The sequence below is a fragment of the Streptomyces sp. NPDC059373 genome (assembly GCF_042751495.1).
Taxonomy (GTDB): domain Bacteria; phylum Actinomycetota; class Actinomycetes; order Streptomycetales; family Streptomycetaceae; genus Actinacidiphila.
The window spans coordinates 13,803-38,859 of the sequence record NZ_JBHYXC010000022.1 but is presented as its reverse complement, the minus strand read 5'-3'; the positions used below and the strand labels follow the sequence as shown (position 1 = coordinate 38,859).

The 25,057-nt window shown below is 71.2% G+C and carries 26 protein-coding genes; 15 read left to right on the top strand and 11 right to left on the bottom strand.

The window, feature by feature from the left end; translation table 11 throughout:
* The first annotated feature begins 199 nt into the window (after nt 1-199).
* From ACFXJ5_RS26020 to ACFXJ5_RS26000, 5 genes are all read left to right on the top strand, one after another.
* The gene (locus ACFXJ5_RS26020) at nt 200-2,608 is read left to right on the top strand and encodes a nitrate- and nitrite sensing domain-containing protein (RefSeq protein ID WP_384635642.1); all 2,409 of its coding nucleotides are present in this window, start codon (nt 200-202) and stop codon (nt 2,606-2,608) included.
* Nucleotides 2,608-3,105: a roadblock/LC7 domain-containing protein gene (locus tag ACFXJ5_RS26015; RefSeq protein ID WP_384635639.1), complete on the top strand. Its 498-nt coding sequence runs from the start codon at nt 2,608-2,610 to the stop codon at nt 3,103-3,105. The genes ACFXJ5_RS26020 and ACFXJ5_RS26015 overlap by 1 nt, the downstream gene beginning before the upstream one ends.
* Complete coding sequence (locus tag ACFXJ5_RS26010) at nt 3,105-3,536, top strand: DUF742 domain-containing protein (protein ID WP_384635636.1); 432 nt, start codon at nt 3,105-3,107, stop codon at nt 3,534-3,536. The genes ACFXJ5_RS26015 and ACFXJ5_RS26010 overlap by 1 nt, the downstream gene beginning before the upstream one ends.
* Nucleotides 3,517-4,131, top strand: coding sequence for an ATP/GTP-binding protein (locus tag ACFXJ5_RS26005; protein ID WP_384635633.1), 615 nt, complete (start codon nt 3,517-3,519; stop codon nt 4,129-4,131). Before ACFXJ5_RS26010 ends, ACFXJ5_RS26005 begins: the two co-directional genes overlap by 20 nt.
* Nucleotides 4,132-4,206: 75 nt before the next feature.
* Entirely contained in the window at nt 4,207-5,448 is a 1,242-nt protein-coding gene (locus ACFXJ5_RS26000) for a styrene monooxygenase/indole monooxygenase family protein (RefSeq protein ID WP_384635630.1), read from the top strand.
* A gap of 6 nt (nt 5,449-5,454) precedes the next feature.
* On the opposite strand, the gene ACFXJ5_RS25995 is transcribed toward ACFXJ5_RS26000, so the two are convergent.
* The 4 genes from ACFXJ5_RS25995 to ACFXJ5_RS25980 all read right to left on the bottom strand — a co-directional run bounded on the left by ACFXJ5_RS25995 (nt 5,455) and on the right by ACFXJ5_RS25980 (nt 8,618).
* Nucleotides 5,455-6,597, bottom strand: coding sequence for an NlpC/P60 family protein (locus ACFXJ5_RS25995; protein ID WP_384635627.1), 1,143 nt, complete (start codon nt 6,595-6,597; stop codon nt 5,455-5,457).
* Between the two features lie 93 nt (nt 6,598-6,690).
* A complete protein-coding gene (locus ACFXJ5_RS25990; RefSeq protein ID WP_384635624.1) occupies nt 6,691-6,957 on the bottom strand; it encodes a hypothetical protein in 267 nt (88 codons plus the stop codon).
* A 4-nt stretch (nt 6,958-6,961) separates the two neighbouring features.
* Nucleotides 6,962-7,693, bottom strand: coding sequence for a TetR/AcrR family transcriptional regulator (locus tag ACFXJ5_RS25985; RefSeq protein WP_384635621.1), 732 nt, complete (start codon nt 7,691-7,693; stop codon nt 6,962-6,964).
* Nucleotides 7,694-7,718: 25 nt separating this feature from the next.
* Nucleotides 7,719-8,618, bottom strand: a complete 900-nt coding sequence (locus ACFXJ5_RS25980) for a diiron oxygenase (protein WP_384635618.1) — start codon at nt 8,616-8,618, stop codon at nt 7,719-7,721.
* A gap of 46 nt (nt 8,619-8,664) precedes the next feature.
* Between ACFXJ5_RS25980 and ACFXJ5_RS25975 the strand changes: the two genes are divergently transcribed.
* Together ACFXJ5_RS25975 and ACFXJ5_RS25970 are read left to right on the top strand one after the other, a co-directional pair.
* On the top strand, nt 8,665-9,750 hold the full coding sequence (locus tag ACFXJ5_RS25975) for a ferritin-like domain-containing protein (RefSeq protein ID WP_384635615.1): 1,086 nt from the start codon (nt 8,665-8,667) through the stop codon (nt 9,748-9,750).
* Between the two features lie 114 nt (nt 9,751-9,864).
* A complete protein-coding gene (locus ACFXJ5_RS25970; protein WP_384635893.1) occupies nt 9,865-12,357 on the top strand; it encodes an ATP-dependent Clp protease ATP-binding subunit in 2,493 nt (830 codons plus the stop codon).
* Here the strand turns inward: ACFXJ5_RS25970 and ACFXJ5_RS25965 are convergent.
* The 4 genes from ACFXJ5_RS25965 to ACFXJ5_RS25950 all read right to left on the bottom strand — a co-directional run bounded on the left by ACFXJ5_RS25965 (nt 12,354) and on the right by ACFXJ5_RS25950 (nt 16,956).
* Nucleotides 12,354-13,223 (bottom strand): aminoglycoside phosphotransferase, encoded by an 870-nt coding sequence (locus tag ACFXJ5_RS25965; protein ID WP_384635613.1) that lies wholly within the window; start codon nt 13,221-13,223, stop codon nt 12,354-12,356. The two genes, ACFXJ5_RS25970 and ACFXJ5_RS25965, sit on opposite strands and share 4 nt — an antisense overlap.
* Nucleotides 13,220-14,020, bottom strand: a complete 801-nt coding sequence (locus tag ACFXJ5_RS25960) for a putative protein N(5)-glutamine methyltransferase (protein ID WP_384635610.1) — start codon at nt 14,018-14,020, stop codon at nt 13,220-13,222. Before ACFXJ5_RS25960 ends, ACFXJ5_RS25965 begins: the two co-directional genes overlap by 4 nt.
* A 156-nt stretch (nt 14,021-14,176) precedes the next feature.
* Nucleotides 14,177-15,616, bottom strand: a complete 1,440-nt coding sequence (locus tag ACFXJ5_RS25955; RefSeq protein ID WP_384635607.1) for a penicillin-binding transpeptidase domain-containing protein — start codon at nt 15,614-15,616, stop codon at nt 14,177-14,179.
* Entirely contained in the window at nt 15,613-16,956 is a 1,344-nt protein-coding gene (locus ACFXJ5_RS25950; RefSeq protein ID WP_384635604.1) for an FtsW/RodA/SpoVE family cell cycle protein, read from the bottom strand. The genes ACFXJ5_RS25955 and ACFXJ5_RS25950 overlap by 4 nt, the downstream gene beginning before the upstream one ends.
* An 82-nt stretch (nt 16,957-17,038) precedes the next feature.
* Between ACFXJ5_RS25950 and ACFXJ5_RS25945 the strand changes: the two genes are divergently transcribed.
* Nucleotides 17,039-17,716: a pentapeptide repeat-containing protein gene (locus ACFXJ5_RS25945; RefSeq protein WP_384635601.1), complete on the top strand. Its 678-nt coding sequence runs from the start codon at nt 17,039-17,041 to the stop codon at nt 17,714-17,716.
* On the opposite strand, the gene ACFXJ5_RS25940 is transcribed toward ACFXJ5_RS25945, so the two are convergent.
* Nucleotides 17,657-18,256 (bottom strand): GNAT family N-acetyltransferase, encoded by a 600-nt coding sequence (locus ACFXJ5_RS25940; protein WP_384635598.1) that lies wholly within the window; start codon nt 18,254-18,256, stop codon nt 17,657-17,659. The two genes, ACFXJ5_RS25945 and ACFXJ5_RS25940, sit on opposite strands and share 60 nt — an antisense overlap.
* A 49-nt stretch (nt 18,257-18,305) precedes the next feature.
* Here ACFXJ5_RS25940 and ACFXJ5_RS25935 point away from each other — a divergent pair, with 49 nt between their 5' ends.
* Both ACFXJ5_RS25935 and ACFXJ5_RS25930 read left to right on the top strand, forming a co-directional pair.
* Nucleotides 18,306-18,896, top strand: coding sequence for a pyridoxamine 5'-phosphate oxidase family protein (locus ACFXJ5_RS25935; RefSeq protein WP_384635595.1), 591 nt, complete (start codon nt 18,306-18,308; stop codon nt 18,894-18,896).
* A 78-nt stretch (nt 18,897-18,974) separates the two neighbouring features.
* Nucleotides 18,975-20,096 (top strand): transglycosylase family protein, encoded by a 1,122-nt coding sequence (locus ACFXJ5_RS25930; protein ID WP_384635592.1) that lies wholly within the window; start codon nt 18,975-18,977, stop codon nt 20,094-20,096.
* Nucleotides 20,097-20,123: 27 nt separating this feature from the next.
* On the opposite strand, the gene ACFXJ5_RS25925 is transcribed toward ACFXJ5_RS25930, so the two are convergent.
* Complete coding sequence (locus tag ACFXJ5_RS25925; RefSeq protein WP_384635589.1) at nt 20,124-20,528, bottom strand: ATP-binding protein; 405 nt, start codon at nt 20,526-20,528, stop codon at nt 20,124-20,126.
* Nucleotides 20,529-20,832: 304 nt separating this feature from the next.
* On the opposite strand from ACFXJ5_RS25925, the gene ACFXJ5_RS25920 reads away from it, so the two are divergent.
* From ACFXJ5_RS25920 to ACFXJ5_RS25905, 4 genes are all read left to right on the top strand, one after another.
* The gene (locus ACFXJ5_RS25920) at nt 20,833-21,693 is read left to right on the top strand and encodes a helix-turn-helix domain-containing protein (protein ID WP_384635586.1); all 861 of its coding nucleotides are present in this window, start codon (nt 20,833-20,835) and stop codon (nt 21,691-21,693) included.
* Nucleotides 21,694-21,696: 3 nt separating this feature from the next.
* The gene (locus ACFXJ5_RS25915; protein WP_384635583.1) at nt 21,697-21,960 is read left to right on the top strand and encodes a DUF397 domain-containing protein; all 264 of its coding nucleotides are present in this window, start codon (nt 21,697-21,699) and stop codon (nt 21,958-21,960) included.
* A complete protein-coding gene (locus ACFXJ5_RS25910) occupies nt 21,957-22,760 on the top strand; it encodes an SAM-dependent methyltransferase (RefSeq protein WP_384635580.1) in 804 nt (267 codons plus the stop codon). Before ACFXJ5_RS25915 ends, ACFXJ5_RS25910 begins: the two co-directional genes overlap by 4 nt.
* 140 nt (nt 22,761-22,900) lie before the next feature.
* On the top strand, nt 22,901-24,175 hold the full coding sequence (locus ACFXJ5_RS25905; RefSeq protein ID WP_384635577.1) for a S1 family peptidase: 1,275 nt from the start codon (nt 22,901-22,903) through the stop codon (nt 24,173-24,175).
* Nucleotides 24,176-24,229: 54 nt separating this feature from the next.
* Here ACFXJ5_RS25905 and ACFXJ5_RS25900 read toward each other — a convergent pair whose 3' ends face one another.
* On the bottom strand, nt 24,230-24,700 hold the full coding sequence (locus ACFXJ5_RS25900; protein WP_384635574.1) for an HD domain-containing protein: 471 nt from the start codon (nt 24,698-24,700) through the stop codon (nt 24,230-24,232).
* Between the two features lie 123 nt (nt 24,701-24,823).
* Here ACFXJ5_RS25900 and ACFXJ5_RS25895 point away from each other — a divergent pair, with 123 nt between their 5' ends.
* Nucleotides 24,824-25,051, top strand: coding sequence for a chaplin (locus ACFXJ5_RS25895; RefSeq protein ID WP_384635571.1), 228 nt, complete (start codon nt 24,824-24,826; stop codon nt 25,049-25,051).
* Nucleotides 25,052-25,057 lie beyond the last annotated feature (6 nt).

The window sequence follows — 25,057 nt, the reverse complement described above, 5'->3', positions numbered from 1 at the left end:
TGCGATTCACTCGTTCGGGTGTCGAGGTGGGGGACGCACATCTCCGCCCCAACATGGGCTGAGATGGTCGAGCCACATGCCGGGGTGGGATCAGTCGTTGCCGTGCTCGGCCGATGTGTCGTCATCTCGGGACAAGTGACCAGGCGAGACGGGATAGCGAACACCGGTGCGAACACGACGTAATCCACGTGAGAAGCGTGTGCGGCAGCGGCTGCTTGCCACGCTGCTGGTCAGCGCTGTCACGGTGCTGGCCGCTTCCGCGCCCGGGGTGGCCGTCGCGGCGGACGACCTGTCGGAGTCCCAGCGGCTGGTCGACATGGCGCAGTTGGACATCCAGGCCGTCTCCCTCGCGCACTCCCTCGCCGACGAGCGGGACGACATGGCCGCCTTCGTGGCCGGCGGCCGCAGCACCGCCTCCGGCGCCGGGGTCTCCGAGACGGAGCGCAGCCAGGTCGACCGGCAGGTGCAGGAGGTCACCACACAGGCGACCGCCGTCGACACCACCGACGCACCGGCCCTGGCCGCCGCCGTCGGCGAGGTCGTCCAGCGGCTCAGGGAACTCGCGCAGGTCCGTCAGAAGGCCCTGTCGGGGCCCGAGTCGGTGCAGGACACCGTCAACGCGTACAGCGCGGTCACCGACGCCCTCGACGGCATCGGCGCCGCCATCGCCCGCTCCCTCCCGGCCCGGGGCGCGGCCGCGGACTCCACGGCCCTGCCCGTGCTCACCCGGGCCGTCTCACAGGCCTCGGCCGAACGCGGGCTGCTGGTCGGCGCGCTCACGGCGGGCGGCAGCCAGTCCGCGCTGACCACCGCCGCGCAGACCGCCGACGTACGGCAGCGGGCGGCGCTGGCCGACTTCCGGCAGACGGCGTCGACGGGTGCACGCAAGCAGTACGACGAGACGGTCACCGGCTCGGACGCCGAGGGGGCCGAGAGCGAGCTGGCGAAGCTCACCGACCGGACCTGGCTGTCCGCCTCGGACCAGGCGCTCAAGCCGTCCTCCGTGGCGTCCGCGCTCTCCGCCCGGATCGACCTGATGCGCAGCGTGGAGTCCTCGCTCGTCGCCGCCGAGGCGGAGCGCCTCGCGTCCCTGCGCGACGACGATGTCACCGCCCTCGAACTGCACATGGCGCTCACGGCGGTGTGCTTCCTGCTGGCCCTCGGCGTCGGCGTCTCCACCGCCCGCTCCATCACCCGCCCCGCAGCCGCGCTGGCCCGCTTCGCACGCGGCTACCCGCACGACACGACCGAGGCCAAGGTGGTGGGCAACGACGAGTTCGCCGCCACCGCCCGCGCCATCAACGCCCTCGTCGCCGCCACCGCCGCCCTGCGCGAGCGGGCCGCCGCCCTGGACTCCGAGCACACCGCCCTGCTCGGCGTACGCGACGCACTGGCCGCCGAGCGCGACAGCCTGCTCGGCAAGCAGGACACGCTGACCTCACAACTCGGCTCGCTGCAGGGCACGGTCCACTCGACGTACGTCAACCTCTCCCTGCGTACCCTCGGGCTGGTCGAGCGGCAGCTCACCCTCATCGAGCGCCTCGAGGATCTCGTCCACGACCCGGAGGAGCTCCAGCAGCTCTTCAAGCTGGACCACCTGGCCACCCGGATGCGCCGCAACAGCGAGAACCTGCTGGTGCTCGCCGGGGCCGAGCACCCCACCGGGCAGCACGCCAAGTCGGTCCCGCTGGTGGACGTCGCGCGCGCCGCCATGTCGGAGATCGAGAACTACGAGCGGGTACGCATCCAGTTCCTGCCGGCCGGCCGGATCGTCGGCTTCGCGGCGGACGACACCAGCCACCTGATCGCCGAACTGCTGGAGAACGCCGCCGTGTTCTCCCCGCCGCAGGACGACGTGCACCTCAGCGGCTGGCTGCTGGAGAGCGGCGAACTCATGCTCTCCATCGAGGACCAGGGCATCGGCATGCCCGCCACGCGGCTCACCGAGCTCAACGCACTGCTGGAGCGCCCCGATCCGGCCGCACCGGCCTGCGACACCACCGGCATGGGCATGTACGTCATCGCCCGCCTCGCCGCCCGGCACGGCATCCGGGTCCAGCTCCGCGACCACAAGCGGGGCGGCGTCGCCGCGGTCGTCGTCATCCCCGCCGCCCTCGTGGCGCCCGCCGACGACCCCGACGGACCGCAGAGCCCCGTCGAGGCGGCCGCGGCCGGGGAGCCGCTGCGGCGGCGTCTGCCCGGGCCACGCAAACCCGAGCCGGAGGCGAAGCGGGAGCCTTCCCGGGTACCGCAGAAGGCGCCGGAACCGAAGGACCCGGAGCCCGTCGAGCACGCCCGGCCCGCCGACGACAGCCCGGCGCTGACCGCCAAGGGGCTGCCCCAGCGGGTACCCAAGGCGACCGGGCTGGAGGGGGAACCGGCCGCGCGGGAAAGGGAACGCGCGACGGCGCCCGTCGACGCGGAGGCACTGCGGCGCAGGCTCGGCGGCTTCCAGCAGGGGCTGATCGAAGGCCGGCGGGACGCGAACGCCGAGACGCAGGAGATCAGAGCAGAAGCGACAGCAGACGTATCGGAATCACGTCCGGGGGGACCAGGCGACAGCGAGAGCGACAGCGAAAGCGAAGGCGTCGAGGAGGCACGCGGTTAATGGCGGCGAGTACGGACAGCACCGAGAGTACGGACAACCGCAGACTGAGCCAGGAGGCCCGTAGCCTCCAGTGGCTGCTGACCAACTTCGTGGACGAGGTGCCGGGCGTACGTTCGGTGGCCGTCGTCTCCTCGGACGGGCTGATGCTCCTCACCTCCGAGGCGGACGCTCCCGAGGCGGCCGACGACGCGAAGGGCCCGGCCGGTTCCACCGCGGACCTGGCGACCGTCGTCTCCGGCATCGCCTCGCTCACCGACGGCGCCGCGCGCCTGATGGACGGCGGTGGCGTCCGGCAGACCGCCGTCGCGATGGAGAACGGCAGCGTCTTCGTGATGTCGATCAGCGACGGCTCCCTGCTGGGCGTGCACGCGACCGCCGACTGCGACATGAGCGTCGTGGCGTACCACATGGCCATGTTCGTCGGCCGGGCCGGACACGTCCTGACCCCCGGGCTGCGCGACGAGTTGCGCCAGGTGATCGAGGGGGGCGGTCGTTGATGCCCCGCCACGCGAGCCCGCTCTCCGACGGCATGGCCGCCGCCGCGCTGCCCAGCCGGGGCGCGGGCCGCCGCTCCGCCCGGGTACGCCCGTACGCGCTCACCGGCGGCCGCACCCGCTTCGGGCACGTGCTGCTCGTCGAGACCTTCGTCGCGGCGGTCGACGGTCCCGAGGACCGGCTGGAGATCCTCTCCGGCGACTGGGCCGAACGCGTCATGCCGGAGATGCGCGCCATCGTCGAACTCTGCCGCCGGATGCGCTCGGTCGCCGAGATCTCCGCGCTGCTGCGTATGCCGCTGGGCGTGGTACGCGTCCTGCTCAGCGATTTGGCCGATCAGGGACGGATCCGCGTGTACGGAACCGGGCACGCGCCCGGCGCTCCGGACCACGCGCTGCTCGAAAGGGTGCTCAGTGGACTTCGCAGGCTCTGACATCTCGGAGGAGGACGGCTTGCAGCAGTGGCAGCTCGACCGCAGCCAGGCGCCGACCTCCACCAAGATCGTCGTGGCGGGGGGCTTCGGCGTCGGCAAGACCACCTTCGTGGGCGCCGTCTCCGAGATCACCCCGCTCACCACCGAAGCGGTGATGACCCGGGCCAGCGAGGACATCGACGACCTCGGCTCGACCCCGGACAAGACCACCACCACGGTCGCCATGGACTTCGGCCGCATCACCCTCGACCAGGAGCTGGTGCTCTACCTCTTCGGTACGCCGGGGCAGCAGCGCTTCTGGTTCATGTGGGACGACCTGGTGCGCGGCGCGATAGGCGCGGTCGTCCTCGCCGACACCCGGCGGCTGGCCGACTCCTTCCCGGCGCTGGACTACTTCGAGAGCAGCGGACTGCCGTACACCGTGGCCGTCAACCAGTTCGAGGGGACGACGGCCTACGACGAGGAGGACGTCCGCGAGGCACTCGCCGTCCCTTCGCACATCCCGGTGCTGATCTGCGACGCCCGCAAGCGGTACTCGGTGATCGAGGTGCTGCTGGCGCTGGTCGCCCAGGCCCTGACGGTGCAGCCGGAGTAACCGGGCCCGTCTCCCGGGGGCCCGCCCCCGGACAACCGTCACCATCCCGTACGAGGTACAAGAGAGCGTGCTGCCATGCGCAAAATCCTGATCGTCGGAGCCGGCCAGGCCGGCCTCCAGCTCGCCCTGGGCCTGCAGTCCACGGGCTACGAGGTCACCCTCATGTCCAACCGCACACCCGACGAGATACGCAACGGCCGGGTCATGTCGACTCAGTGCATGTTCCACACCGCCCTGCAGCACGAGCGCGACCTCGGCATCAACTCCTGGGAGGACCAGACCCCCCGTATCGAGGGCCTCGGCGTCTCCGTCGCCGCCCCGGACGGGTCCCGGCCCATCGACTGGCTCGGCCGCCTCGACGCGTACGCCCAGTCCGTCGACCAGCGGGTCAAGATGGCCGGCTGGATGGAGACCTTCGCCGCGCGCGGCGGCCGCCTGGTCATCCACGGCGTCGCCGTCTCGGACCTGGACTACTTCTCGCGTACGTACGACCTCGTGCTCGTCGCCGCCGGCAAGGGCGAACTCGTCTCGATGTTCGGCCGCGACGACTCCCGCTCCCCCTACGACAGCCCGCAGCGCGCCCTCGCCGTCAGCTATGTGCACGGGCTGGCCCCGCGCCCCGAGCACCCCGACCTCCACGCGGTGCGGCTCAACCTGGTCCCCGGGGCCGGCGAGCTGATCACCATTCCGGCGCTGACCACGTCCGGCCCCTGCGACATCCTCTTCTGGGAGGGGCTGCCGGGCGGGCCGCTGGACGTCTTCGACGGCGTCAAGGACCCGGCCGAGATCCTCCGGACCACGCTCGACCTGATCCGCCGTTACCTCCCCTGGGAGTACGAGCGGGTCCGCGACGTCGAGCTGACCGATGCGGGCGGCACCCTCACCGGACGGTTCGCCCCGGTGGTCCGCAACCCGGTCGGCGAGCTGCCGTCCGGCGGGCTGGTGCTCGGCGTCGCCGACGTCGTCGTGGCGAACGACCCCATCACCGGGCAGGGTTCCAACAGCGCGGCCAAGTGCGCGGCCTCGTACCTCGACTCGATCACCGAACACGGTGACAAGCCCTTCGACCGCGAGTGGATGCAGTCCACCTTCGACCGCTACTGGGACGACGCCCAGCACGTCACCAAGTGGACCAACGCGCTGCTGGGCCCGCCGCCGGAGCACGTGCTCGGCCTGATCGGCGCGGCCGGCCAGCTCCCGGCGGTGGCCAACCGGTTCGCCAACGGCTTCGACGACCCGGCCGACTTCGAGCAGTACTTCTTCGAGCCGGACAGGACCGCGGCGTACCTGGCGGAAGCCGCCGCTGCGCAGTCCTGAGGCGGATCAGGAACCGGTGTCGCCGATCGGGGTCGGGTCCGTCGCGGAGTCGGGCGCCTGGGGCGCCACGTACTCGTCCATCGAGCCGGCGTCGGGGTCGGGGCGGACCGCGCCGAGGATGGGGTTGCCCGCGATCGGGGAGATCTTGACGACGGCGCCGGGACGCGGGGCCTGGATGACCTTGCCGTTGCCGATGTAGATGGCGACGTGGGAGGCGCCCTCGTAGTAGACGACGAGGTCACCGGGCCGCAGCAGGCTCAGCGGGATGCGGGTGAGCCGCTTCCACTGCTGCTCGCTGGTCCGGGGGATCGTCACGCCCGCGTCGGCCCAGGCCTTGGAGGTGAGCCCGGAGCAGTCGTAGGACTTCGGGCCCTCCGCGCCCCAGACGTAGGGCTTGCCGAGCTGCGCGTAGGCGAACGAGATCGCCTGGGCGCCGGCCTCCGAAGGGGCCAGATCGGTCGAGCTGAGCTGGTTGGAGCCGAGGAAGAGCTGCTGGGCCTTGTCGATGCCCGCCTCTTCGAGCCGCTGGAGCTCGCGCAGCTCCGTCCCGGTCAGCCCGGCGACGATCTTCTCGACGTTGGCGAGCTTGTCCTCCACGTTCTGCTTCGCCTCGCGCTGCTGCTTGGCGAGCTTCTGCGAGGAGTCCAGGGAGTGCTGCGCGGCCCGGTTGAGGGTCGATATCCGGGTCTCGCCGGTCTTGAGCCGTTGGACGACCTCGGCCTGCGTCCCGGCCGCGCGCTGCAGGATGTGGCTCTGCGAGAACAGGTCCTCGGGAGTGTCACTGAGCATCAGATTCAGATACGGCTCCACCGAGCCGTCCTTGTACTGCTGCCGCGCTATCGCCCCCGCCTGCGCCTTCGCCTCGGCCAGTGCGATCCGCTCGTCCGCGAGCTGCTTGTCGAGCCGCTCGGCGGTGCCGCTCTGCTCCTTGAGCTGTGACTTCGCCTCGTCGTACGACTCCGTGGACTCCTCGGCCTGGAGGTACAGCTCCTGGAGCCGGTCCAGCAGCGCGCTCAACTGCGCGGTGGAGCGGTCCGGCTCGGCCACGGCCCGGGGCGTGGGGACGGCGAGGGTGGCCGTGGCCAGCAGCACCCCGCAGACGAGCGCCCTGAGCACCTGCAGACGGGGGCGGTGTACCGCGCCTGACATCCCCTCACCTCCCGATCGGCCATTGATCACGTACTGCGTTAGATCCTGGCATGATCGGATGATCGGCGACAGAGGAAGCTGCCCGTCCGGGTGTCAGCTCGGCTTGGACCAGGGCCACGTGGGTCCCCGGTCGGGCCGGTTGCCCTCGGGGTCGTAGACGAAGACAAAGCGCGTACGGCGCTGCGCGCGCGGTCCCGGGCTCGGCTCGCGGTGGTAGACGTGCACCACGGGCGGCGCGTCGTCCTCCTGCGGCACCGGCACCTCGTAGACCTTCGGGGGCTGGCCCGTCATGCCGGTCAGGACGCCCAGCACCCTGCCGTCGAGCGGGCCGCCGACGAATTCCGTGTCCTCGTGTCTCACGGCCTCAGGGTAGCGGCGGCAGCAGATGTGCGACCGCTTCCGCCAAAGGCATCACCCGGCGCGCGAGGTCGCCCGCCGGGGAGCCCTTGTTCTCCTGGGCGAGGGCGGCCCGGGCGACCTCCGCGGTCTCCTCGTCGGTGGTGGACGAGACGAGCAGCAGGGCGATGAAGTGGTCGACCAGCCAACCCCGCAGCTCCGCCGCCGGCGGCCGCTTGCCCTCGTCGATCCAGGTGAGGGAGACCGCCTCGACGGAGGCGATCCACGACCTGACCATCATCGCCAGCCGCGGCCCGGGCGCCGGTGCGCCCAGGTGCCCGAGGATCTCCTCGGCGGCCGCCCGCCGGACCTCGTCCACTATGGCGTTCGTCCGGCTGGTCTCGGCGACGCTGCCGCCGCGCAGCAGCGCGGAGTACGCGGCGTCGTGCTCGTCCACGAACCGCAGATACCGGTCTATGGCGTTGGACAGCCGCTGCGTCATCTCGCCCTCCGGGGGCTCCACGAAGCACATGCGCAGCTCGTCGGCGGCATTGCGCAGCGCGGCCTCGTACAGCTGCTGCTTGCCGCCGGGGAAGTAGCGGTAGACCAGCGGCCGCGAGACCCCGGCGGCCACCGCGACGTCGTCGACCGAGACGTCGTCGGGGTTGCGGTGCCCGAAGAGGTCGATCGCGGAGGCGAGCAGCTGCGTACGGCGTTGCTCAACGCTCAGCCGGGTGTAGGCGCGCCTGCTGCTGTCCATGTGGGCAGCGTATCCGCCCCACTGATCAGCCCAGCAGACCGGAGGCACGCCACAGGGGCAGCGCCGGCCCGCGCAGCAGGCCGATCTCGTCCAGGAACTCCATGAGTCCGGCCGCCGCCTGCCGCATGACGTCGCGGCGGTGCGGGCTGCTGCGGGCCAGCTCGGCGGCGTACGCGGGGTCGAGCCCTAAGGAGACGTAGACCTTGGGGCTGACCAGGGAGCGGGCGATGACGCGGGCGGCCTCGGCGGAGGCGATCCGGGTGAGGTGGATCTCCCAGCGGGGGGCGGTCCGCATCTGGCGGGTCAGCTCCTCGCGGGCGTAACGGATGTGCCGGGACTCCTCGACGACGTGGATGCGGGTGACGCCGCGCACCAGCGGCTGGACGCGCTCGTCGGGGAAGGTCAGCCGCTGCATCCAGTCGAGGATCTCCTCGGCCAGCAGGGTGCCGGTGAAGGATCCCGGGGTCGTGGACACCGTCTTCAGGACCCGGCCGAGCTGGTGGTCGACCCGCGTCGGCCGGTAGACGGGGGTGCCGAGCCGGGTCACCAGTCGGGCGAACATCTTGGAGTGGCGGCACTCGTCGGCTATCTCGGTGAGCGCGTACCGCACATGGCCGCTGGTGGGGTCGAGATCGTACGAGTGCCGCAGCAGCAGCTGCATGAGGATGATCTCGAACCAGATGCCGATCGAGGCGAGCGAGGCCGCCTCGTGTCTGCTCAGCTCGATCCGCTGCTCCTCGCTCATGTGCTTCCACAGCGGGGTGTCGTAGAGCGAGCACAACTCCGGCGGCCAGAACCACGTGCCCTCCTCGAAGGGCGCGTCCCAGTCCAGCTCGGTGTCAGGGTCGAAGGAGTGTTTGGCGGAGGCGTCGAGGAGACGTTCCGCTATCTTTTCGCGCGACGCAAGGGGGCTTACAGCGGCCATGCCCTTATGAGACTCTGTGTCAGCAAGCCCGTCAATACCCGAGGGGATGCCAATGCCCGAGAACGTGTGGAAGGTCGAGGCCACCGGAGCGGCCCGCTTTTCGTGGGACTACGACGACGGCCGTGACCGGCTGCTCGCCCTCTATCAGAAGGGCAAGGACAAGCAGTGGGACGCGGTCACCCGCATCGACTGGGACATCGAGGTCGATCCGTACGACCCGCTGGGTGTCCCGGACCAGAACCTGACGGTCTACGGCACCCCCTACTGGGACAAGATGTCGGAGCGCGACCGCCGTGAGCTGCGCCGGCGCTACGCCTCCTGGCAGTTCAGCCAGTTCCTGCACGGCGAACAGGGCGCGATGATCTGCGCCGCCCGCATCGTGGAGTCCGTCCCCGACCTGGACGCCAAGTTCTACTCCGCGACCCAGACCATGGACGAGGCCCGGCACGCCGAGATCTACGCCCGCTTCCTGCGCGACAAGATCGGCATGACGTATCCGATCAACGACTCGCTGCAGTCCCTGCTCGGCGACACTCTGCGTGACTCGCGGTGGGACATGCCCTACCTGGGGATGCAGGTGCTCATCGAGGGCCTGGCGCTGGCCGCCTTCGGCATGCTCCGGGACACCACCGACAAGCCGCTGCCCAAGCAGATCCTCACCTACGTGATGCAGGACGAGGCCCGGCACGTCGCCTTCGGGCGGATGGCGCTGCGCGACTACTACAAGCAGCTCACCGACGCCGAGCTGCGCGAGCGCGAGGAGTTCGTGATCGAGGGCTGCTACCTCATGCGCGACCGGCTGCGCGGTTCGGAGGTGCTGGAGGACTTCGGTATCCCGCGCGCCGAGGCGGAGGAGCTCAGCGAGCGCTCGGAGTATCTGCAGCTCTTCCGGCGGCTGCTGTTCAGCCGCATCGTGCCGTGCGTCAAGGACATCGGGCTGTGGGGCGAGCGGCTGCAGCGCGCCTATGTCGACATGGGCGTCTTCGAGATGGGCGACTCCAGCCTGGACCTGCTCATGGCCCAGGACGAGGAGATCGCCGAGAAGCTCGACGCCGAGCGCTTCGCGGCGGAGGAGCAGGCGCGGGTGGCGGAGGTCGCGGACGCCGTCGCGAGGGGCGCGGAGGAGGGCTGACCTGCATCTATCGCCCGAGGCTCGCGGCGGTGCGAGGCTGGAACACGTACGCGCGCGCAAAGCGCTCCCAGCCGGCCCCCGCACTAAGCGAAGCCGAAGGAGAAGCCGCAGATGATGCCGCTCGGATCAGGACGTAGCGACCCGTTCGCCGAACTTTTCAACCGATTTCTCGGGCTGAGCCCGATGTCCGCACCGCCCGCCGTTCAGCGGGTCCCCATCGGGCGGCTGCTCAGCGACTCCGCCCGCCAACTGCTCGCCCTGGCCGTGCAACGCGCCACCGAGGACGGCAGCGACGACCTCGACACCGACCACCTGCTCTGGGCCGCCACCCAGGTCGAGGCCACCCGCGACGCCCTCGCCAAGGCCGGCGCCGACCCCGACCAACTGGCCGGGGAGCTGTCCGAGATCCTCCCGAAGGGCAGGCTGGAACAGGGAGAGGAGCCGCAGCTCACACCGGCCGCGAAGCGCACCCTGCTCAACGCCCACGCCCTCAGCCAGGCGACCGGGGTCTCGTACATCGGCCCCCAGCACATCCTGCAGTCCCTGGTCGAGCAGCCGCAGAGCGCCGCCGGGCAGGCCCTGGCCAACCACGTCGGCTCCCCGGACCAGCTGCGCCGGGCCGCCGAGGCCGAGCAGGCGCAGGCCCCGGTGGGGCCCAAGAGCGAGACCCCGACGCTGGACGAGTACGGGCGCGACATCACCGAGGACGCCAAGGCGGGCAAGCTGGACGTCGTCGTGGGCCGGGCGGAGGAGATCGAGCAGACCGTCGAGGTGCTGTCCCGCCGCTCCAAGAACAACCCCGTCCTGATCGGCGAGCCGGGCGTCGGCAAGACCGCCATCGTCGAGGGCCTCGCCCAGCGCATCATCAACGGCGACGTCCCGGAGTCCCTGGCCGACAAGCGCGTGGTCGCCCTCGACCTGGTCGGCATGGTCGCCGGCTCCCGCTACCGGGGCGACTTCGAGGAGCGCATCAAGAAGGTCATCGACGAGGTCAAGGCCGCCGAGGGCGACCTCATCCTCTTCGTCGACGAACTCCACACCGTCGCCGGCGCCGGCGGCACCGGCGAGGGCTCCATGGACGCCGGCAACATCCTCAAGCCGGCCCTCGCGCGCGGCGAACTCCACCTCGTCGGCGCCACCACCATCGACGAGTACCGCAAGAACATCGAGAAGGACGCCGCCCTCGAGCGCCGGTTCCAGCCCATCCTCGTACGTGAGCCGACCGTCGACGAGACCATCCAGATCCTGGAGGGCCTGCGGGACGCGTACGAAGCCCACCACCAGGTCCGCTTCCACGACGACGCGCTGGTCGCCGCCGCCGAGCTGTCGGACCGCTACATCTCCGACCGCTTCCTGCCCGACAAGGCCATCGACCTCATCGACCAGGCCGGCGCCCGGGTACGGCTGCGCTCGCTCGGCCGCAGCACCGAGGTCGTCGCCGTCGACGACCGGCTGACCAAGCTGCGCCGCGAGAAGGACGAGGCGGTCGCCCAGGAGGACTACCAGCGGGCCGAGGACCTCAAGGTCGAGATCCGCAAGGCCGAGGAGGAACTGGCCCGGCTCGGCGAACGCCGTGAAGGCGTCGCCGCGGTCACCGCGTCGGACATCGCCTCCATCGTCTCCTCCCGCACCGGCATCCCCGTCGACAAGCTCACCGAGGGCGAACGCGAACGCCTGATGAAGCTCGAACAGGCCCTTCACGAGCGCGTCGTCGGCCAGGACCAGGCCGTCACCGCCGTCGCCGAAGCCGTCCGCCGCAGCCGCTCCGGCCTCGGCGACCCCGACCGCCCCGTCGGCTCCTTCCTCTTCCTCGGCCCCACGGGCGTCGGCAAGACCGAACTCGCCAAGGCCCTCGCCGAACTCCTCTTCGGCGACGAGGACCGGCTCATCCGCTTCGACATGAGTGAGTACCAGGAGCGCCACACCGTCTCCCGCCTCGTCGGTGCCCCTCCCGGCTACGTCGGCCACGAGGAAGCCGGCCAGCTCACCGAGGCGGTGCGCCGCAAGCCGTACAGCGTCCTGCTCTTCGACGAGGTCGAGAAGGCCCACCCCGACGTCTTCAACCTGCTCCTGCAGGTGCTCGACGACGGCCGCCTCACCGACGCGCAGGGCCGCACGGTCGACTTCCGCAACACGGTCGTCATCATGACCAGCAACGTCGGCGCCCCCACCATCATGAACATGTCCGACCGCCCCGTCGCCGAGATCCGCGATGCCATCCAGCCCGACATCCAGGCCCAGTTCCGGCCCGAATTCCTCAACCGCATCGACGAGATGATCGTCTTCCATCCCCTGACCCGGGAGAACCTCTCGGTCATCGTCGACCTGATGCTGGAGCGCAGCCGCCGTCGCCTGAAGGCCCAGGAGCTCAGGCTCGAGCTCACCGACGATGCCAAGGAATGGCTCGCCGACGCCGGCTACCAGCCCGAGTTCGGCGCCCGTCCCCTCCGCCGCACCATCCAGACCGAACTCGACAACCGCGTGGCCAACCTCCTCCTCTCCGGCGCCGCCCAGCCCGGCGACACGGTCTACGTCGACGTCGAGGACGGCCAACTCGCGTGCTCCATCCACCGCACCGACGAGCCCGACAAGGAGTCGGACGCCTAGCCGGAGTCCTGGGCGGCGTTCCGGGCGGCGTCCTGGGCAGCGGCCACCACCGCTGCGGCCCGTTCGTACCGGCGGAGTTCGCCGAGGGTGTCCTCGGAGCCCTCCGCCCGTCGGGCCCGTACGCGCTCGCTGGTGGTGACGAGCCGGTAGACGACGGCCCGGGCCACATACCGAACGAAGGTGGGTCCGCGATCTCGCGCCGCCTCCGCCGGCAGGTCGCTGCCGGCGGCGTGCCGGATCAGGGCGTCGCCCACGACCACCGCCTCGCCGAAAGCAGGCGGGCGCCAGTAGGGCGAGAAGTCGATGACCGCCGGGGCCAGGCCGGGAGCGAACAGTACGTTGCCCGTCAGATCGCCGTGGATCAGCTGGGACCGGTCGTGCGGCGGGGGACCGAGCAGGGCCGCCAGCGTGTCGTACGGCGCGCGAAAGCCGGGCAGGAGGTCGGGTTCCCGTTCGCCCCAGGCGACCTTGTCGCCGGTCTCCCACCAGCTGGTCCGGCGGTCCAGGAAGCCCGGGCGGGGGACGCCGGCCAGCGCGCGGTGGAAGGCGCGGCCTGCCGCGATGATCTCCGGCCAGCGCGGCGCGGCGGCGTGGTCGGGCTCAGTTCCGGCGACGCGGCGGGAGGCGGTCCAACCGCTGTGGCTCCAGGCTCCGTCGGCGGTGCGCAGGTGGCGGGCGACCCGGAAGCCGTCCTCAGGGAGCGACGCCATGATGCCGGCCAGCCAGTCCGCGATCTCCCGGTCGGGGTCGGCCGGCTTGAGTACGGCGTCACCGACGCGGACGCTGCGGCCCTCCCCGCCGGGGAGGACGACGGGATCTCCGGTGAGGCCGAAGGCGTCCAGGACATCTCGTCCGGGGACGGTCATGGCCGTCCTCCGCCCACGCGGGTGCCGATGACGACCGTGGCGTAGAGCTCGTCGGAGGTGACCACGCGGGCGGCCAGGCCGGCGCCGGCGACGGTCTCCACGGCCCGGGGGGCCTGTCGCTCGCTGGTCTCGAAGAGGAGGTGGCCGCCGGGGGCGAGCCAGTGCGGGGCGTCGGCGGCGACCCGGCGGAGGGTGTCGAGGCCGTCGGCGCCGCCGTCGAGGGCGTGGCGGGCTTCGTGGACGCGGGCCTCGGCGGGGAGCAGGGCGATGTCGCGGGTGGGTACGTACGGGGCGTTGGCCACGAGGACGTCGACGCGGCCGCGCAGGGCCGGGGGCAGCGGATCGTAGAGGTCGCCCTCGTGGACGTGGCCGCCCGTGGCGGCGAGGTTGCGGCGGGCGCAGCGGACGGCGGCCGGGTCGATGTCGGAGGCGTGGAGGTCGATGCCGTCCAGGGTGGCCGCGAGGGCCGCGCCGAGGGCGCCGGAGCCGCAGCACAGGTCGACGACGACCGCTCGCGGCGGGGCGAGGGCGGCGGCCTGGTGGACGAGGAACTCGGTGCGGCGGCGGGGGACGAACACGCCGGGGTCGAGGGAGACCCGGAGGCCGCAGAACTCGGCCCAGCCGAGGACGTGTTCGAGGGGGAGGCCGGAGGCGCGACGCTCGACCATGGCGGCGAGGTCGGCGGGGGTCTCAGCGGCGGAGATGATCAACTCGGCCTCGTCCTCGGCGAAGACGCAGCCGGCGGCGCGGAGTCTGGTGACGATGACGGACAAGGAGAGCGATGCGACAGACGACACGTGAACCCTTCGGGATGCCTGATGGGGCTCCCGGCGGTTCACCTAGGTCGTAGGGACCGCGTGGCTTCGGGAGGGGAGCACCCACGCTGATACAGCGGTAATGGGTCTCACCTCCTCGGTCGGTCCGGTCCAGCAGTGCTGGAGACGGCAGCAACACTACAGCACGGCCCGCATCACGGCACGGGCGATCGGGGCCGCGACGCCGCCGCCGCTGATGTCCGCGCGGTTGGCGGCGGCGTCCTCGACGACGACGGCCACCGCGACGGCCGGGGTGCCGGAATCCTTCGGGCGGGCCCAGGAGATGAACCAGGCGAAGGGCGTCCCGCGGTTGTTCTCGCCGTTCTGGGCAGTGCCGGTCTTGCCGCCGACGACCGCGCCCGGGATAGCGGCGCGGCGGCCGGTGCCGTCGGTGACGACGGCGGTCATGAGGTCCTGCATCTCGGCGGCGACGGCGCCGTCCATGACCTGGCGGTAGACGGAGTCGTAGGTGGTGGCGACGGGCGTACGGTCCACCAGGTGCGGCTGCATCAGCGTGCCGCCGTCGGCGACGGCGGCGGCGACCATGGCCATCTGGAGGGGCGTGGCGGCGGTGTCGTACTGGCCGATGGAGGACAGCGCGAGCTGAGCCCTGTCCATGTCGGTGTCGAAGACGCTGGTGGCGGCGCGGGACGGGATCCGCAGGGCGGGGTCGTTGAAGCCGAAGGCCTCGGCGGTGTCGGCCATCGCCCTGAGCCCGACGTCGTCGCCCAGCTTGCCGAACACGGTGTTGCACGAGATCTGGTAGGCGACTCTGAGGCTAGCGTCGCGGCAGGCCTCTGCGGAGGACTCGTTGGTGAGCCTGACCGTCGAGCCGGGCAGCGGATAGGGGTCGGGGGAGTGGGTGGGCTCGTCGACGTCCGTGATGGTGCCGCTGGTGAGCGCGGCGATGGCGGTCACCGTCTTGAAGGTCGAGCCGGGCGGATAGGTCTGCCGCAGCGCGCGGTTGACCATCGGCTGGTCGGGGTCGTCCAGCAGGCCCGACCAGGCGGTGGTGGCGGCCGGGCCGGTGCCGGCGATGTCCCCGGGGTCGTACGAGGGCGTGCTGACGAGGGCGAGAATCCGGCCGGTCGCGGGGTCGAGGGCGGCGACGGCGCCCTTCCTGCCGCCGAGGCCCCGGTAGGCGGCGCGCTGGGCGGCGGGGTCGATGGTGGTGCGTACGTCGCCGCCGGGCTGCTGCTCGCGGGTGACCGCGTTCCACAGGGGGAGGGCGGTGAGCTGGGGGGCGGTGCCGGACAGGACGTCGTCCTCGGCGGCTTCGAGGAGCGTGGCGCCGTAGGTCTGCGAGGCGAAGCCGGTGACGGGGGCGTAGAGCGGCCCGTCGGTGTAGGTGCGTACGTAGGTGAGCTGGCTGTGCGTCGCCCGGGAGCCGGTGACGGCGTGGCCGCCCACGAGGATGTCGCCGCGCGGCTGGGAGTAGCGGGTGATGGCGAGGCGGCGGTTGGCCGGATTGCCGTCGTAGGAGGGGGAGTCGAGGACCTGGACGCGGGTGGCGCCCAGCAGCAGCGCGAGGAGGAGCAGCAGGCAGAAGGCGGCGGCGTGGCGGCCGTGGCGGGTCACAGGTCGAGGCCTTCGTCGGCGCTGCGCGCGGTGTCGCTGAGCAGCATCAGCAGGGCGACGATGATCCAGTTGGTGACGACGGACGAGCCGCCCTGCGCCAGGAACGGCATCGCCATGCCGGTGAGCGGGATCAGGCCGGTCACGCCGCCGGTGATCACGAAGACCTGCAGCGCGATGATCGAGGCGAGGCCGATCGCCAGCAGCCGGCCGAAGGGGTCGCGCATGGCCAGCCCGGCGCGGTAGCCACGGGCCACGAGCAGGGCGTAGAGCAGGATGACCGCGCCGATCCCGGCCAGGCCCAGTTCCTCGCCGGCCGTGGCGAGGATGAAGTCGGACTTGACGGCGAAGCCGATGAGGACGGAGTGCCCCTGGCCGAGTCCGGCGCCGAGTGCGCCGCCGGCGGCGAACGCGAAGAGGGACTGGGCGAGTTGGCCGGGGCCCTGGCCGGCGTCGATGCTGGCGAAGGGGTGCAGCCAGTCCGTCACCCGGCTGTGGACGTGCGGTTCGAGGGCGCCGGCGGCAAAGGCCCCGGCGGCGGACAGGACCAGGCCGACGGCGATCCAGCCGGTGCGGCCGGTGGCGACGTACAGCAGGATCACGAAGAGGCCGAAGAAGAGCAGCGAGGTACCCAGGTCGCGTTCCAGGACCAGGACGCCGACGCTGATCGCCCAGATCGCGAGGATCGGGCCGAGGACCCGGCCGGTGGGGAGCTGGAGCTTGCGGATACGGCGGCCGGTGTACGCGAGGGCGTGCCGGTTGTCGGCGAGGTAGGCGGCGAAGAAGACGGCCAGCAGGACCTTGGCGAACTCGCCGGGCTGAATGGAGAATCCCGCGTACAGGATCCAGATCTTCGCGCCGTTCACCGCCGGGAAGAAGATCGGGACGATCATCAGGACCAGGGCGGCGGCCACGCTGACGTACGCGTAACGGGCCAGCACGCGGTAGTCGCGCAGCAGGACGACGACGCCGATGAAGAGCGCCACCCCGAGGGCCGACCAGATCAGCTGGGCGGGCGCCGCGGTGTCCGGGGTCTGCAGGTCGAGGCGGTAGATCAGGACCAGGCCCAGGCCGTTGAGCAGGACCGCGATGGGCAGCAGGAGCGGGTCGGCGTAGGGGGTGCGGATGCGGACCGCGATGTGCGCGAGGAGGGCGAGGCCGCCCAGTGCCGAGCCGTAGCGGACCGCGTCGGGCGGGACGGCGCCGTACCTGGCCAGGCCGACGGCGCAGTAGCCGTAGACGGAGATCAGGACGGCCGCCACCAGCAGGGCCAGCTCCACGCCACGGCGCTTGGGCAGCCGGATGGCGGGTGGGGGCGGCGCGTCCACCGTCGATGTGCGCATGCGACGCAACGTAGCAAGCCACGCCCGATAAATTGCTTATGTCCGCATCCCCGGGGCGTTGTCAGTGGCAGGCCCTAGCCTGATGACCGTGACCAGCAAACTGCCCGGGAGCCCGGAAGAGCTTGCCGACCTGCCGTACGCGGACCTGCTCCAGCCCCATGAGGGCGGCGGGCTCGCCATCGAGGTGCGGTACGACACGGTCCACTTCGACCGCCTGGACTTCGAGGACGAGGAGGCGGCCGGCGCGAGCTTCCTGGAGTGCGCGATAACGGACAGCTCCTTCACCGGCGTGAGCCTGCGCCGGTCCCGGCTCAACGACGTCTGGCTGCGCGGCGACCGCTTCGTCGGCACCCGCTTCGCCGAGTCCGACTGGCTGGACGTCACGGCCGACTCCTGCGTGCTCGCCGGCGTGGAGGCCTTCGGCGCGGTGCTGCGGCGGGTGGTGTTCCGGCGCTGCAAGTTCGACTCCGTCAACCTGCGCGGCGCCGAGCTGTACGACGTCGTGTTCGAGGACTGCGTCCTGCTCGACGTCGACCTCGGCGGCGCGAAGCTGGACGGCGTCTCCTTCCCCGGCACCGCCGTGGAGCGGATACGGCTCGGCAGGGCCACCCTGAAGCGGGCCGACCTGCGGGGGGCGACCCTCCTCGACCTCGCCGACGGTTACGAGTCGCTGCGCGGTGCGGTCATCAGCACCGGGCAGCTACTGGAGCTGGCGCCGGCCCTCGCCGTGACCATCGGCATCACCGTCAAGGACGACTGAGCCGAGCAGCAGCGGCGGCCGGTCGGCGTAGGCGAGCCGGGTCACGCCGTCGTTGGCGTCCGCGAACTCGCCGTAGTTCTTGAAGCCGAGGCGTTCGGCGACCCGCCGTGAGGCCTCGTTGTGGTCAAGGATCCAGGCGAAGACCGGCACATCGGGATCGACGGCGCTCGCGGCCTCGACCGCGGCGTTGGACATCTCGGTCGCGTAGCCCTGCCCCCAGGAGGAGGGTGCGAAGCGGTAGTACAGATTCCAGCCGCCGCTGGCGTGCCGCTGCACACCGCCGACACCGATCGTCGATCCGTCGGAGCGCAGCCGCACGCTCCAGTAGCTCAGGCCGTCCGTCCGCCAGCGGGCGGCCGCCCGGTCGATCCAGACCCGGGTCTGGTCGGCGGTCGTGTGCCGCTCGTCGGGCGCGTGCCGCCAGGCGTCCGGGTCGGAGTTGATGGCGAAGAGCGGGGCCAGATCCGCCATCGAGACGGCGTGCAGCTCGAGGCGTTCGGTGAGCACGCGCGCGAAAGCGTTCGGACGATCTTCGTTCATCACTCAATACTCACACGGATCCGTGAGGACAGCACGGATAATTCTTCTCATGGCAAAGGTCTACGAGCGCATCGACGGCCGCCTCCGGTCGTTCATCGAAGAGCAGAAGGTCTTCTTCACGGCCACCGCACCCCTGTCCGGCGACGGCAGGGTCAACCTCTCCCCGAAGGGCCTCGCCGACGGCTCCTTCGCCGTCATCGACGGTCTCACCCTGGCCTATCTCGACCTCGGCGGCAGCGGCGCCGAGACGATCGCCCACCTCAGGGAGAACGGCCGCATCACACTTATGTGGTGCGCCTTCGACGGCCCGCCCACCATCGTGCGCGTCCACGGCCGGGGCGAGCCGGTCTTCCGCGACGACCCGCGCTGGGACGGCCTGATCACCCACTTCGGCGACGACTTCCGCAAGCGGACCGACTGCCGCGCGATCATCCTCGTCACGGCGGAGCGGATCAGCGACTCCTGCGGTTACGCCGTGCCCTTCATGGAGTACGTGCAGGACCGGCCGCTGCACACACAGCGCTTCGGCCGCGAGACCGACGAGAGCTTCAACGAGTACTGCGAAAAGAAGCCGTACGTCGCCACCAGCCTCGACGGACTGCCCGCACTTCCGCTTCCGCTGCCCGCCCGGACCTCGTAACAGGCAGTACTTCAGGGGGTCTTGTGACCTGAAGATCCATCTGCGCTAATTGCTCGGAACGGAGAGGACGGTCCCCCCATGCCCGTAATCGGCCGCCGCCCGCCCCAGCCGAGCCGGCTGAACCGAATATCCGTCGCCGTCACCGCGGCCGGCGGCGCGGGCATAGCCCTGCCGCTGGTCAGCGCCACCGGCGCGAGCGCGGCATCGGTCAGCACCTGGAACAAGGTCGCCGACTGCGAGAGCAGCGGGCACTGGAGCATCAACACGGGCAACGGCTACTACGGAGGACTGCAGTTCAAACAGTCCACGTGGAAGGCCTACGGCGGGACGAGATACGCGGCCCGAGCCGACCTCGCCACCAAGCAGGAGCAGATAGCCGTCGCCGAGAAGGTCCTCGCCGGCCAGGGCCCCACCGCTTGGCCGGTGTGCTCGGTGAAGGCCGGGCTGACCCGTACGACTGCGGACACGGCTGCCGGCAACACGGCGGACAAGACCCCGGCCAAGAAGGCGGACGTCGCGGTCCACACGTACACGTACACGAAGAAGTACGAGGTCGTCAGCGGCGACACCCTCTCCGGGATCGCCGACGAGCACGCCGTCAAGGGCGGCTGGCACAAGCTCTACGAGGCCAATCGCAAGACCGTCGGCTCCGACCCGGACCGTATCTACCCCGGTCAGAAGCTGGCCCTGCCGGGCGCCAGGACCACCACGACCGCCAAGCCCGCGGTCAAGCCGGCCACCACCAAGCCGAAGACCGGCGCCGCCGCCAAGCCGGCCACCACCACCCACACCACCTACGTGGCCCCGGTGAGCGCCGGCTACCGGCTCGGCACCGCCTGGGGCACCCCCGGCTCCCTCTGGGCCAGCGGCCACCACACCGGCCAGGACTTCGTCGTCCCCACCGGCACCTCCGTCAAGGCCGTCGCCGCCGGCACCGTCGTGACCGCCGGCTGGGGCGGGGCGTACGGCTACCAGGTGGTGATCCGGCACGCCGACGGGATGTACACCCAGTACGCCCACTTCTCGTCGCTCACCGTCCGCGCGGGCCAGACCGTGCGCGCCGGCCAGCAGATCGGCCGCTCCGGGTCGACCGGCAACACCACGGGCCCGCATCTGCACTTCGAGGTCCGTACGGGACCGTCGTACGGGTCGGACGTCAGCCCGCTCGCCTACCTCCGCAAGCACGGAGTGAGCGTCTAGACCCGGGTCCGGGTCCAGGTCATGGCACTAGCTCAGCGGCAGGGCCGCCCACACGGCGTGCCCGCCGCCGCCCGGCCGGTTCGACCCCGAGCCCCAGCGCACCGCGAGGTGCTCGACCAGCATCAGCCCGCGCCCGCACTCGTCGTCGACGGCGGCCTGCCGTGGCGTCGGCGCGTCGCCGCCGGTCGGCCCCCGGTCCGTGACCTCGACGTACAGCAGGTTCTCGGCCGTCCACAGGGCCACGTCTATCCGGTCGCCGCCGCTGTACCGGATGGCGTTGGTGAACAGCTCACTCACGATCAGGACCATGTCGTCGCCCCGGTGGTCCACGCCCCAGCCCCGCAGTATCGCGCGGACACGACGACGCGCCTCGCCCACGCGCGCGTCCTCGGCCGGCAGCTGGAAGGCGTCATGGCAGAGCCGGTGAGTCAAGCGCACATCGGGAGCCGGAGCCATGATGTCTGCCTTCCATGTGCCTGTGGGGGGACACGTCGACGGGAGTGCGGGCCGGGGCGGAGCCCAACTCCCGTGAATGCGCGGCCTCATGGGCTGGATCACTCCTCAACTATCGCTGCCGTCACCACCACCTGGCAAGAGACACTTTGCAGAATGCAGATATCGGGCTGCAGGATGTCTCCCGCAAGAGGGCCATGGCACACTGCTGGGGGATGAAGGCCGCCCCCGGCTGCCGCAGGACGAAGAGCAGGACGCAGAGGCAGAAGCAGAGGTAGACGGCATGAGTGAACCGCGGTCAGCTCCGACCGTCGGCCAGATCGTCCTCGGCAAGCGCCTGCAAGACCTGCGGGAGAAGGCCGGACTCTCCCCGGACCAGGCCGCCCGCGCGCTGCGGGTCAACCAGACCACCGTGCGCCGTATGGAGAAGGCCGAGGTCGGCCTCAAGCTCCTCTACGTCGAGAAGCTGCTTCAGACGTACGCGGTCGCGCGCGAGGAGATCGAGGCCTTCCTCAGCCTCGCCGAGGAGGCCAACCGCCCCGGCTGGTGGCACAACTTCCGCGACGTACTGCCCGACTGGTTCAGCGTCTACGTGTCGCTCGAAGGCGCCGCCAAGCTGATCCGGGCCTACGAGCCGCACTACGTACCCGGGCTGCTGCAGACCGAGGACTACGTCCGGACCCTGCTGAGCGTCGGCTTCCCCAACGCGACCTCCGACGAGCTGGACAAACGGGTCGCCCTGCGCATGGAGCGGCAGGCGCTGCTCACCCGCCCCGGCGACGCCCCGCACCTGTGGGCCGTCATGGACGAGACGGTGCTGCGCCGCAACGTCGGCGGCCCCCAGGTCATGCGCCGTCAGCTCGAACGGCTGCTGCGTGCCACGGAACTGCCCAGCGTGACCCTTCAGGTCCTGCCCTTCTCCACCGGCCCCCACCCGGGCACCTTCGGGCACTTCCAGCTCTTCCGCTTCGAGATTCCCGAGCTGCCGGACATCGTCTACACCGAGGGGCTCACCAGCGCCGCGTACCTGGACGAACGTGCCGACGTGGCCACGTACCTCCAGACCCTGGACCGGATGTGCGAGCAGGCGGCGACCCCGGAAGGCACGCAGGCCCTCCTCCACGCTCTGCTCAAGGAGATCTGAACGATGGATCGCGATCGCGATGAGAACCGCATACGCAACGGGATGCCGGCCCGCAACCTCGGCACCGAAGGCTGGCACAAGCCCTGGAGCGGCACCAACGGCGGCGCCTGCGTCGAGGCGAAGAAGCTCAACGACGGCCGGGTCGCCCTCCGGCAGTCCACCGACCCCGACGGGCCGGCGCTGATCTGCAGCAACCAGGACATGACCCAGTTCATCCTCGGCGCCAAATCAGGCGCCGCGGACTTTCTGATGGGAGATCTCGCATGACTCCGGGCCGTATCGACACGACCAAGCCGCACCCGGCCCGGATGTACGACTACTACCTCGGCGGCAAGGACCACTACGAGGTCGACGCACAAGCCGCCCAGCAGGTCCTGAATCTCAACCCCTACGCCGCCCACGGCGCCCGCGCGCTGCGGCTGTTCATGCAGCGCAGCACCCGCTACCTGGCCGCCGAGGCCGGTATCCGGCAGTTCCTCGACATCGGCACCGGCATCCCCACCGAGCCCAACCTCCACCAGATCGCCCAGGGCGTGCACTCCGACGCACGGATCGTCTACGCCGACAACGACCCGATCGTGCTCACCCACGCCCGCGCGCTGCTGCGCAGCGTCCCGGAGGGACGTACGGCCTATCTCGACGCCGACGTACGCGAGCCGGGGAAGATCCTCGACTCCGCCGAACTGCACGACACGATCGACCTTGCGCAGCCCGTCGCGCTGAGCCTCAACGCGCTGCTGCACTTCGTCCCCGACGAGTTCCACGCCTACGACCTCGTCCAGGCCTACGTCGACGTGCTCGCGCCGGGCAGTTATCTCGTCATCTCCCATGTCACCGGCGACTTCGACCCGGTGACCCTGGCCAAGGTCATCGAGGTCTACCGCGCGGGTGGCATCCCCGCGCAGACGCGCACCGAGGGCGAAGTCGCCCGCTTCTTCGACGGCCTCGAACTGGTCGAGCCGGGGGTCACGCCCGTCCACCGCTGGCGGCCGGAGGCCGGCGACGCGAGCAGCGGCTACACGGACGCGCAGGCCGCGAGCTGGGTGGGCGTCGCGCGCAAGCGTTGACGGGAGGCCGCGCGTGAGCGTTGACGGAGGCCGTGCGTCAGCGCTGACACGCCGTCTCGTCGGTTTTTACCAAGCTCGTTGAGTCCCTTGGCATGGGCACCGCGTATTTACCGGGTGAACCAGGCCGAGGGAGGTCTCAGTTGAGTCACGCAAGGCAACGCAACGTCCGCAGGATCGGCATCTTCGCCACCGCGGGCGGACTGGTCTGCGCCGGGGCGGTGGTCGCGGGAGCGTTCGCGAGCCAGCCGTCCCCGACCGCGCCGACCACGGACGCCGCCACGCTCGCCCGTACGCTGGTCACGCAGCTCGGCACCGACAACACGGCGGGCAGCTGGGTCGGCACGGACGGCAAGCCCGTCGTGGCGGTGACCGACGCCGACGCGGCCTCGGCTGTCGAGGCCGCGGGCGCCACCGCCAAGATGGTGACCCGGAGCAGCGATCAACTGGCCTCTGCCACCGCGGCGTTGAAGGCCGCACCGACGGTGGCCGGCACCGCGTGGTCCGTCGACCCCAAGACCAACCAGGTCGTCGTCCTCGCCGACAAGACGGTCTCGTCGGCCGACTGGACGACTCTGTCCGCCACGGCGGCCGCGCAGGGCGGCGCGGTCACGATGGAGCGCACGGCCGGCACCTTCACCACCCGGGCCGCGATATCCGGGGGCGACGCCATCTTCTCCGACGTCGCCCGCTGTTCACTCGGCTTCAACGTGACCGATGGGACCAGCAACTTCATCCTCACCGCCGGCCACTGCGGCGCGGTCGGCACCCCCTGGGCCGCCGACCAGGCCGGCGCCCAGACCCTCGGGTCGACGGTCAAGGACACCTTCCCCGGTGACGGCGACTTCTCGCTGATCGCGACCGACGGCACGGCGATCGACCAGCCCAGCCAGGTCGACCTCGGCAACGGCCAGGTCCAGGCCATCGCCGCCCCCGCCGAAGCCGTCGTCGGCGAGACCGTCACCCGTAGCGGCAGCACCACCGGCGTCCACGACGGCCAGGTCACCGCCCTCAACGCCACGGTCAATTACCCCGAGGGCACCGTCACCGGCCTCATCCAGACCACCGTCTGCGCCGAACCCGGCGACAGCGGCGGCCCCCTCTTCGACGGCGACGCCGCCATCGGCCTCACCTCCGGCGGCGACGGCGACTGCACCGTCGGCGGCACCACCTTCTTCCAGCCCGTCACCACCGCCCTGACCGCCCTCGGCGTCCAGATCCCGGGAGCGGGCGCCTCGGCCTCGGCTTCGGTCACCGATACGGCGACGGCGACCGATACGGCCACGGCGACCGATACGGCGACAGCCACTGACACGGCGACGGCCACGGATACCGCGACGGCCACGGATACCGCGACGGCCACCGACACCGCGGCCCCTACCGGCACCGCGCAGGGGCACCACCGCCGTCACCACTGACGCCCCGCCCTCCTGAACCGCCGCGCCCCGCCCTCCAGGCTGCGGGGCGCGGCATCACTCCGCCGGTGGTGCCGGTGGCGGCGCCTGGATCCCCAGGAGCTCCCGTACGTGTGCGTACTTCGCCGCGAGCCGCTCCCGGGTGGCCTCCGGGAGCACGGCGAGCCGCTGCGGATCGGCGTTGTGGGCCAGGTCCGCTTCCTTGATCAGCACCGCGCCGGGAGTGGCCAGAATCCGGGCCGTGTAGTCCTCGGGTGGCTCGCCGGGGTGTTTGGTGACGGCGAGGATCATGTCCTTGGTCGCCGGTGGCAGGTCGGACCCGGCGAGCCATTCCGGCGAGAGGACCCCGTCCTCCACGGCGTCGTGCAGCCAGGCTGCCGCGATCTGCTCGTCCGAGCCGCCGCGTTCGGCCACGCCTATGGCGACGGCCGCCAGATGCTCGGTGTACGGGCGTCCCGCCTTGTCGACCTGCGCGGAGTGGGCGAGGCGTGCGAGGGCTTCGACCTGGGCCAGGTTCAGAGACGTCACCGCTCAATGCTACGAGCCTGGGCGCGGCGCGCCGTCGTAGGCCGTCCGGGTGACTGGGCGGGCCGGGGGTGGACGACGGTCGTTGAGCAGGGCCCGTGCACTGACCAGGACAGGAAGATCCACGTGAACCGTATCGCCCGGGCGGTCGCCACGACCGTCGTGGCCGGCGCAGCTGTCCTCGGTGCGGCGGGCGGCGCCACCGCCCAGAACCAGGACCACGGCCAGGGCCAGGGTCACGGCCAGAGCCGCGAGCACGGCCACCGCCACGGCACCGAGGGCGGCGGGGTGTGCGCCTCGGCGCTGGTGCCGCTGGGGCTGGGCAACGGAGGGCTCGGCAACGTCTGCACGTAGCCGTAC

What these genes read in the sequence shown, in the direction of transcription:
- ACFXJ5_RS26015 (WP_384635639.1), top strand. Translation starts at nt 2,608, where the DNA reads ATGGCGGCGAGTACGGACAGCACCGAGAGTACGGACAACCGCAGACTG.
- ACFXJ5_RS26010 (WP_384635636.1), top strand. Translation starts at nt 3,105, where the DNA reads ATGCCCCGCCACGCGAGCCCGCTCTCCGACGGCATGGCCGCCGCCGCG.
- ACFXJ5_RS26000 (WP_384635630.1), top strand. Translation starts at nt 4,207, where the DNA reads ATGCGCAAAATCCTGATCGTCGGAGCCGGCCAGGCCGGCCTCCAGCTC.
- ACFXJ5_RS25995 (WP_384635627.1), bottom strand. Translation starts at nt 6,597, where the DNA reads ATGTCAGGCGCGGTACACCGCCCCCGTCTGCAGGTGCTCAGGGCGCTC.
- ACFXJ5_RS25985 (WP_384635621.1), bottom strand. Translation starts at nt 7,693, where the DNA reads ATGGACAGCAGCAGGCGCGCCTACACCCGGCTGAGCGTTGAGCAACGC.
- ACFXJ5_RS25980 (WP_384635618.1), bottom strand. Translation starts at nt 8,618, where the DNA reads ATGGCCGCTGTAAGCCCCCTTGCGTCGCGCGAAAAGATAGCGGAACGT.
- ACFXJ5_RS25975 (WP_384635615.1), top strand. Translation starts at nt 8,665, where the DNA reads ATGCCAATGCCCGAGAACGTGTGGAAGGTCGAGGCCACCGGAGCGGCC.
- ACFXJ5_RS25970 (WP_384635893.1), top strand. Translation starts at nt 9,865, where the DNA reads ATGCCGCTCGGATCAGGACGTAGCGACCCGTTCGCCGAACTTTTCAAC.
- ACFXJ5_RS25965 (WP_384635613.1), bottom strand. Translation starts at nt 13,223, where the DNA reads ATGACCGTCCCCGGACGAGATGTCCTGGACGCCTTCGGCCTCACCGGA.
- ACFXJ5_RS25950 (WP_384635604.1), bottom strand. Translation starts at nt 16,956, where the DNA reads ATGCGCACATCGACGGTGGACGCGCCGCCCCCACCCGCCATCCGGCTG.
- ACFXJ5_RS25945 (WP_384635601.1), top strand. Translation starts at nt 17,039, where the DNA reads ATGACCGTGACCAGCAAACTGCCCGGGAGCCCGGAAGAGCTTGCCGAC.
- ACFXJ5_RS25940 (WP_384635598.1), bottom strand. Translation starts at nt 18,256, where the DNA reads ATGAACGAAGATCGTCCGAACGCTTTCGCGCGCGTGCTCACCGAACGC.
- ACFXJ5_RS25935 (WP_384635595.1), top strand. Translation starts at nt 18,306, where the DNA reads ATGGCAAAGGTCTACGAGCGCATCGACGGCCGCCTCCGGTCGTTCATC.
- ACFXJ5_RS25930 (WP_384635592.1), top strand. Translation starts at nt 18,975, where the DNA reads ATGCCCGTAATCGGCCGCCGCCCGCCCCAGCCGAGCCGGCTGAACCGA.
- ACFXJ5_RS25920 (WP_384635586.1), top strand. Translation starts at nt 20,833, where the DNA reads ATGAGTGAACCGCGGTCAGCTCCGACCGTCGGCCAGATCGTCCTCGGC.
- ACFXJ5_RS25915 (WP_384635583.1), top strand. Translation starts at nt 21,697, where the DNA reads ATGGATCGCGATCGCGATGAGAACCGCATACGCAACGGGATGCCGGCC.
- ACFXJ5_RS25910 (WP_384635580.1), top strand. Translation starts at nt 21,957, where the DNA reads ATGACTCCGGGCCGTATCGACACGACCAAGCCGCACCCGGCCCGGATG.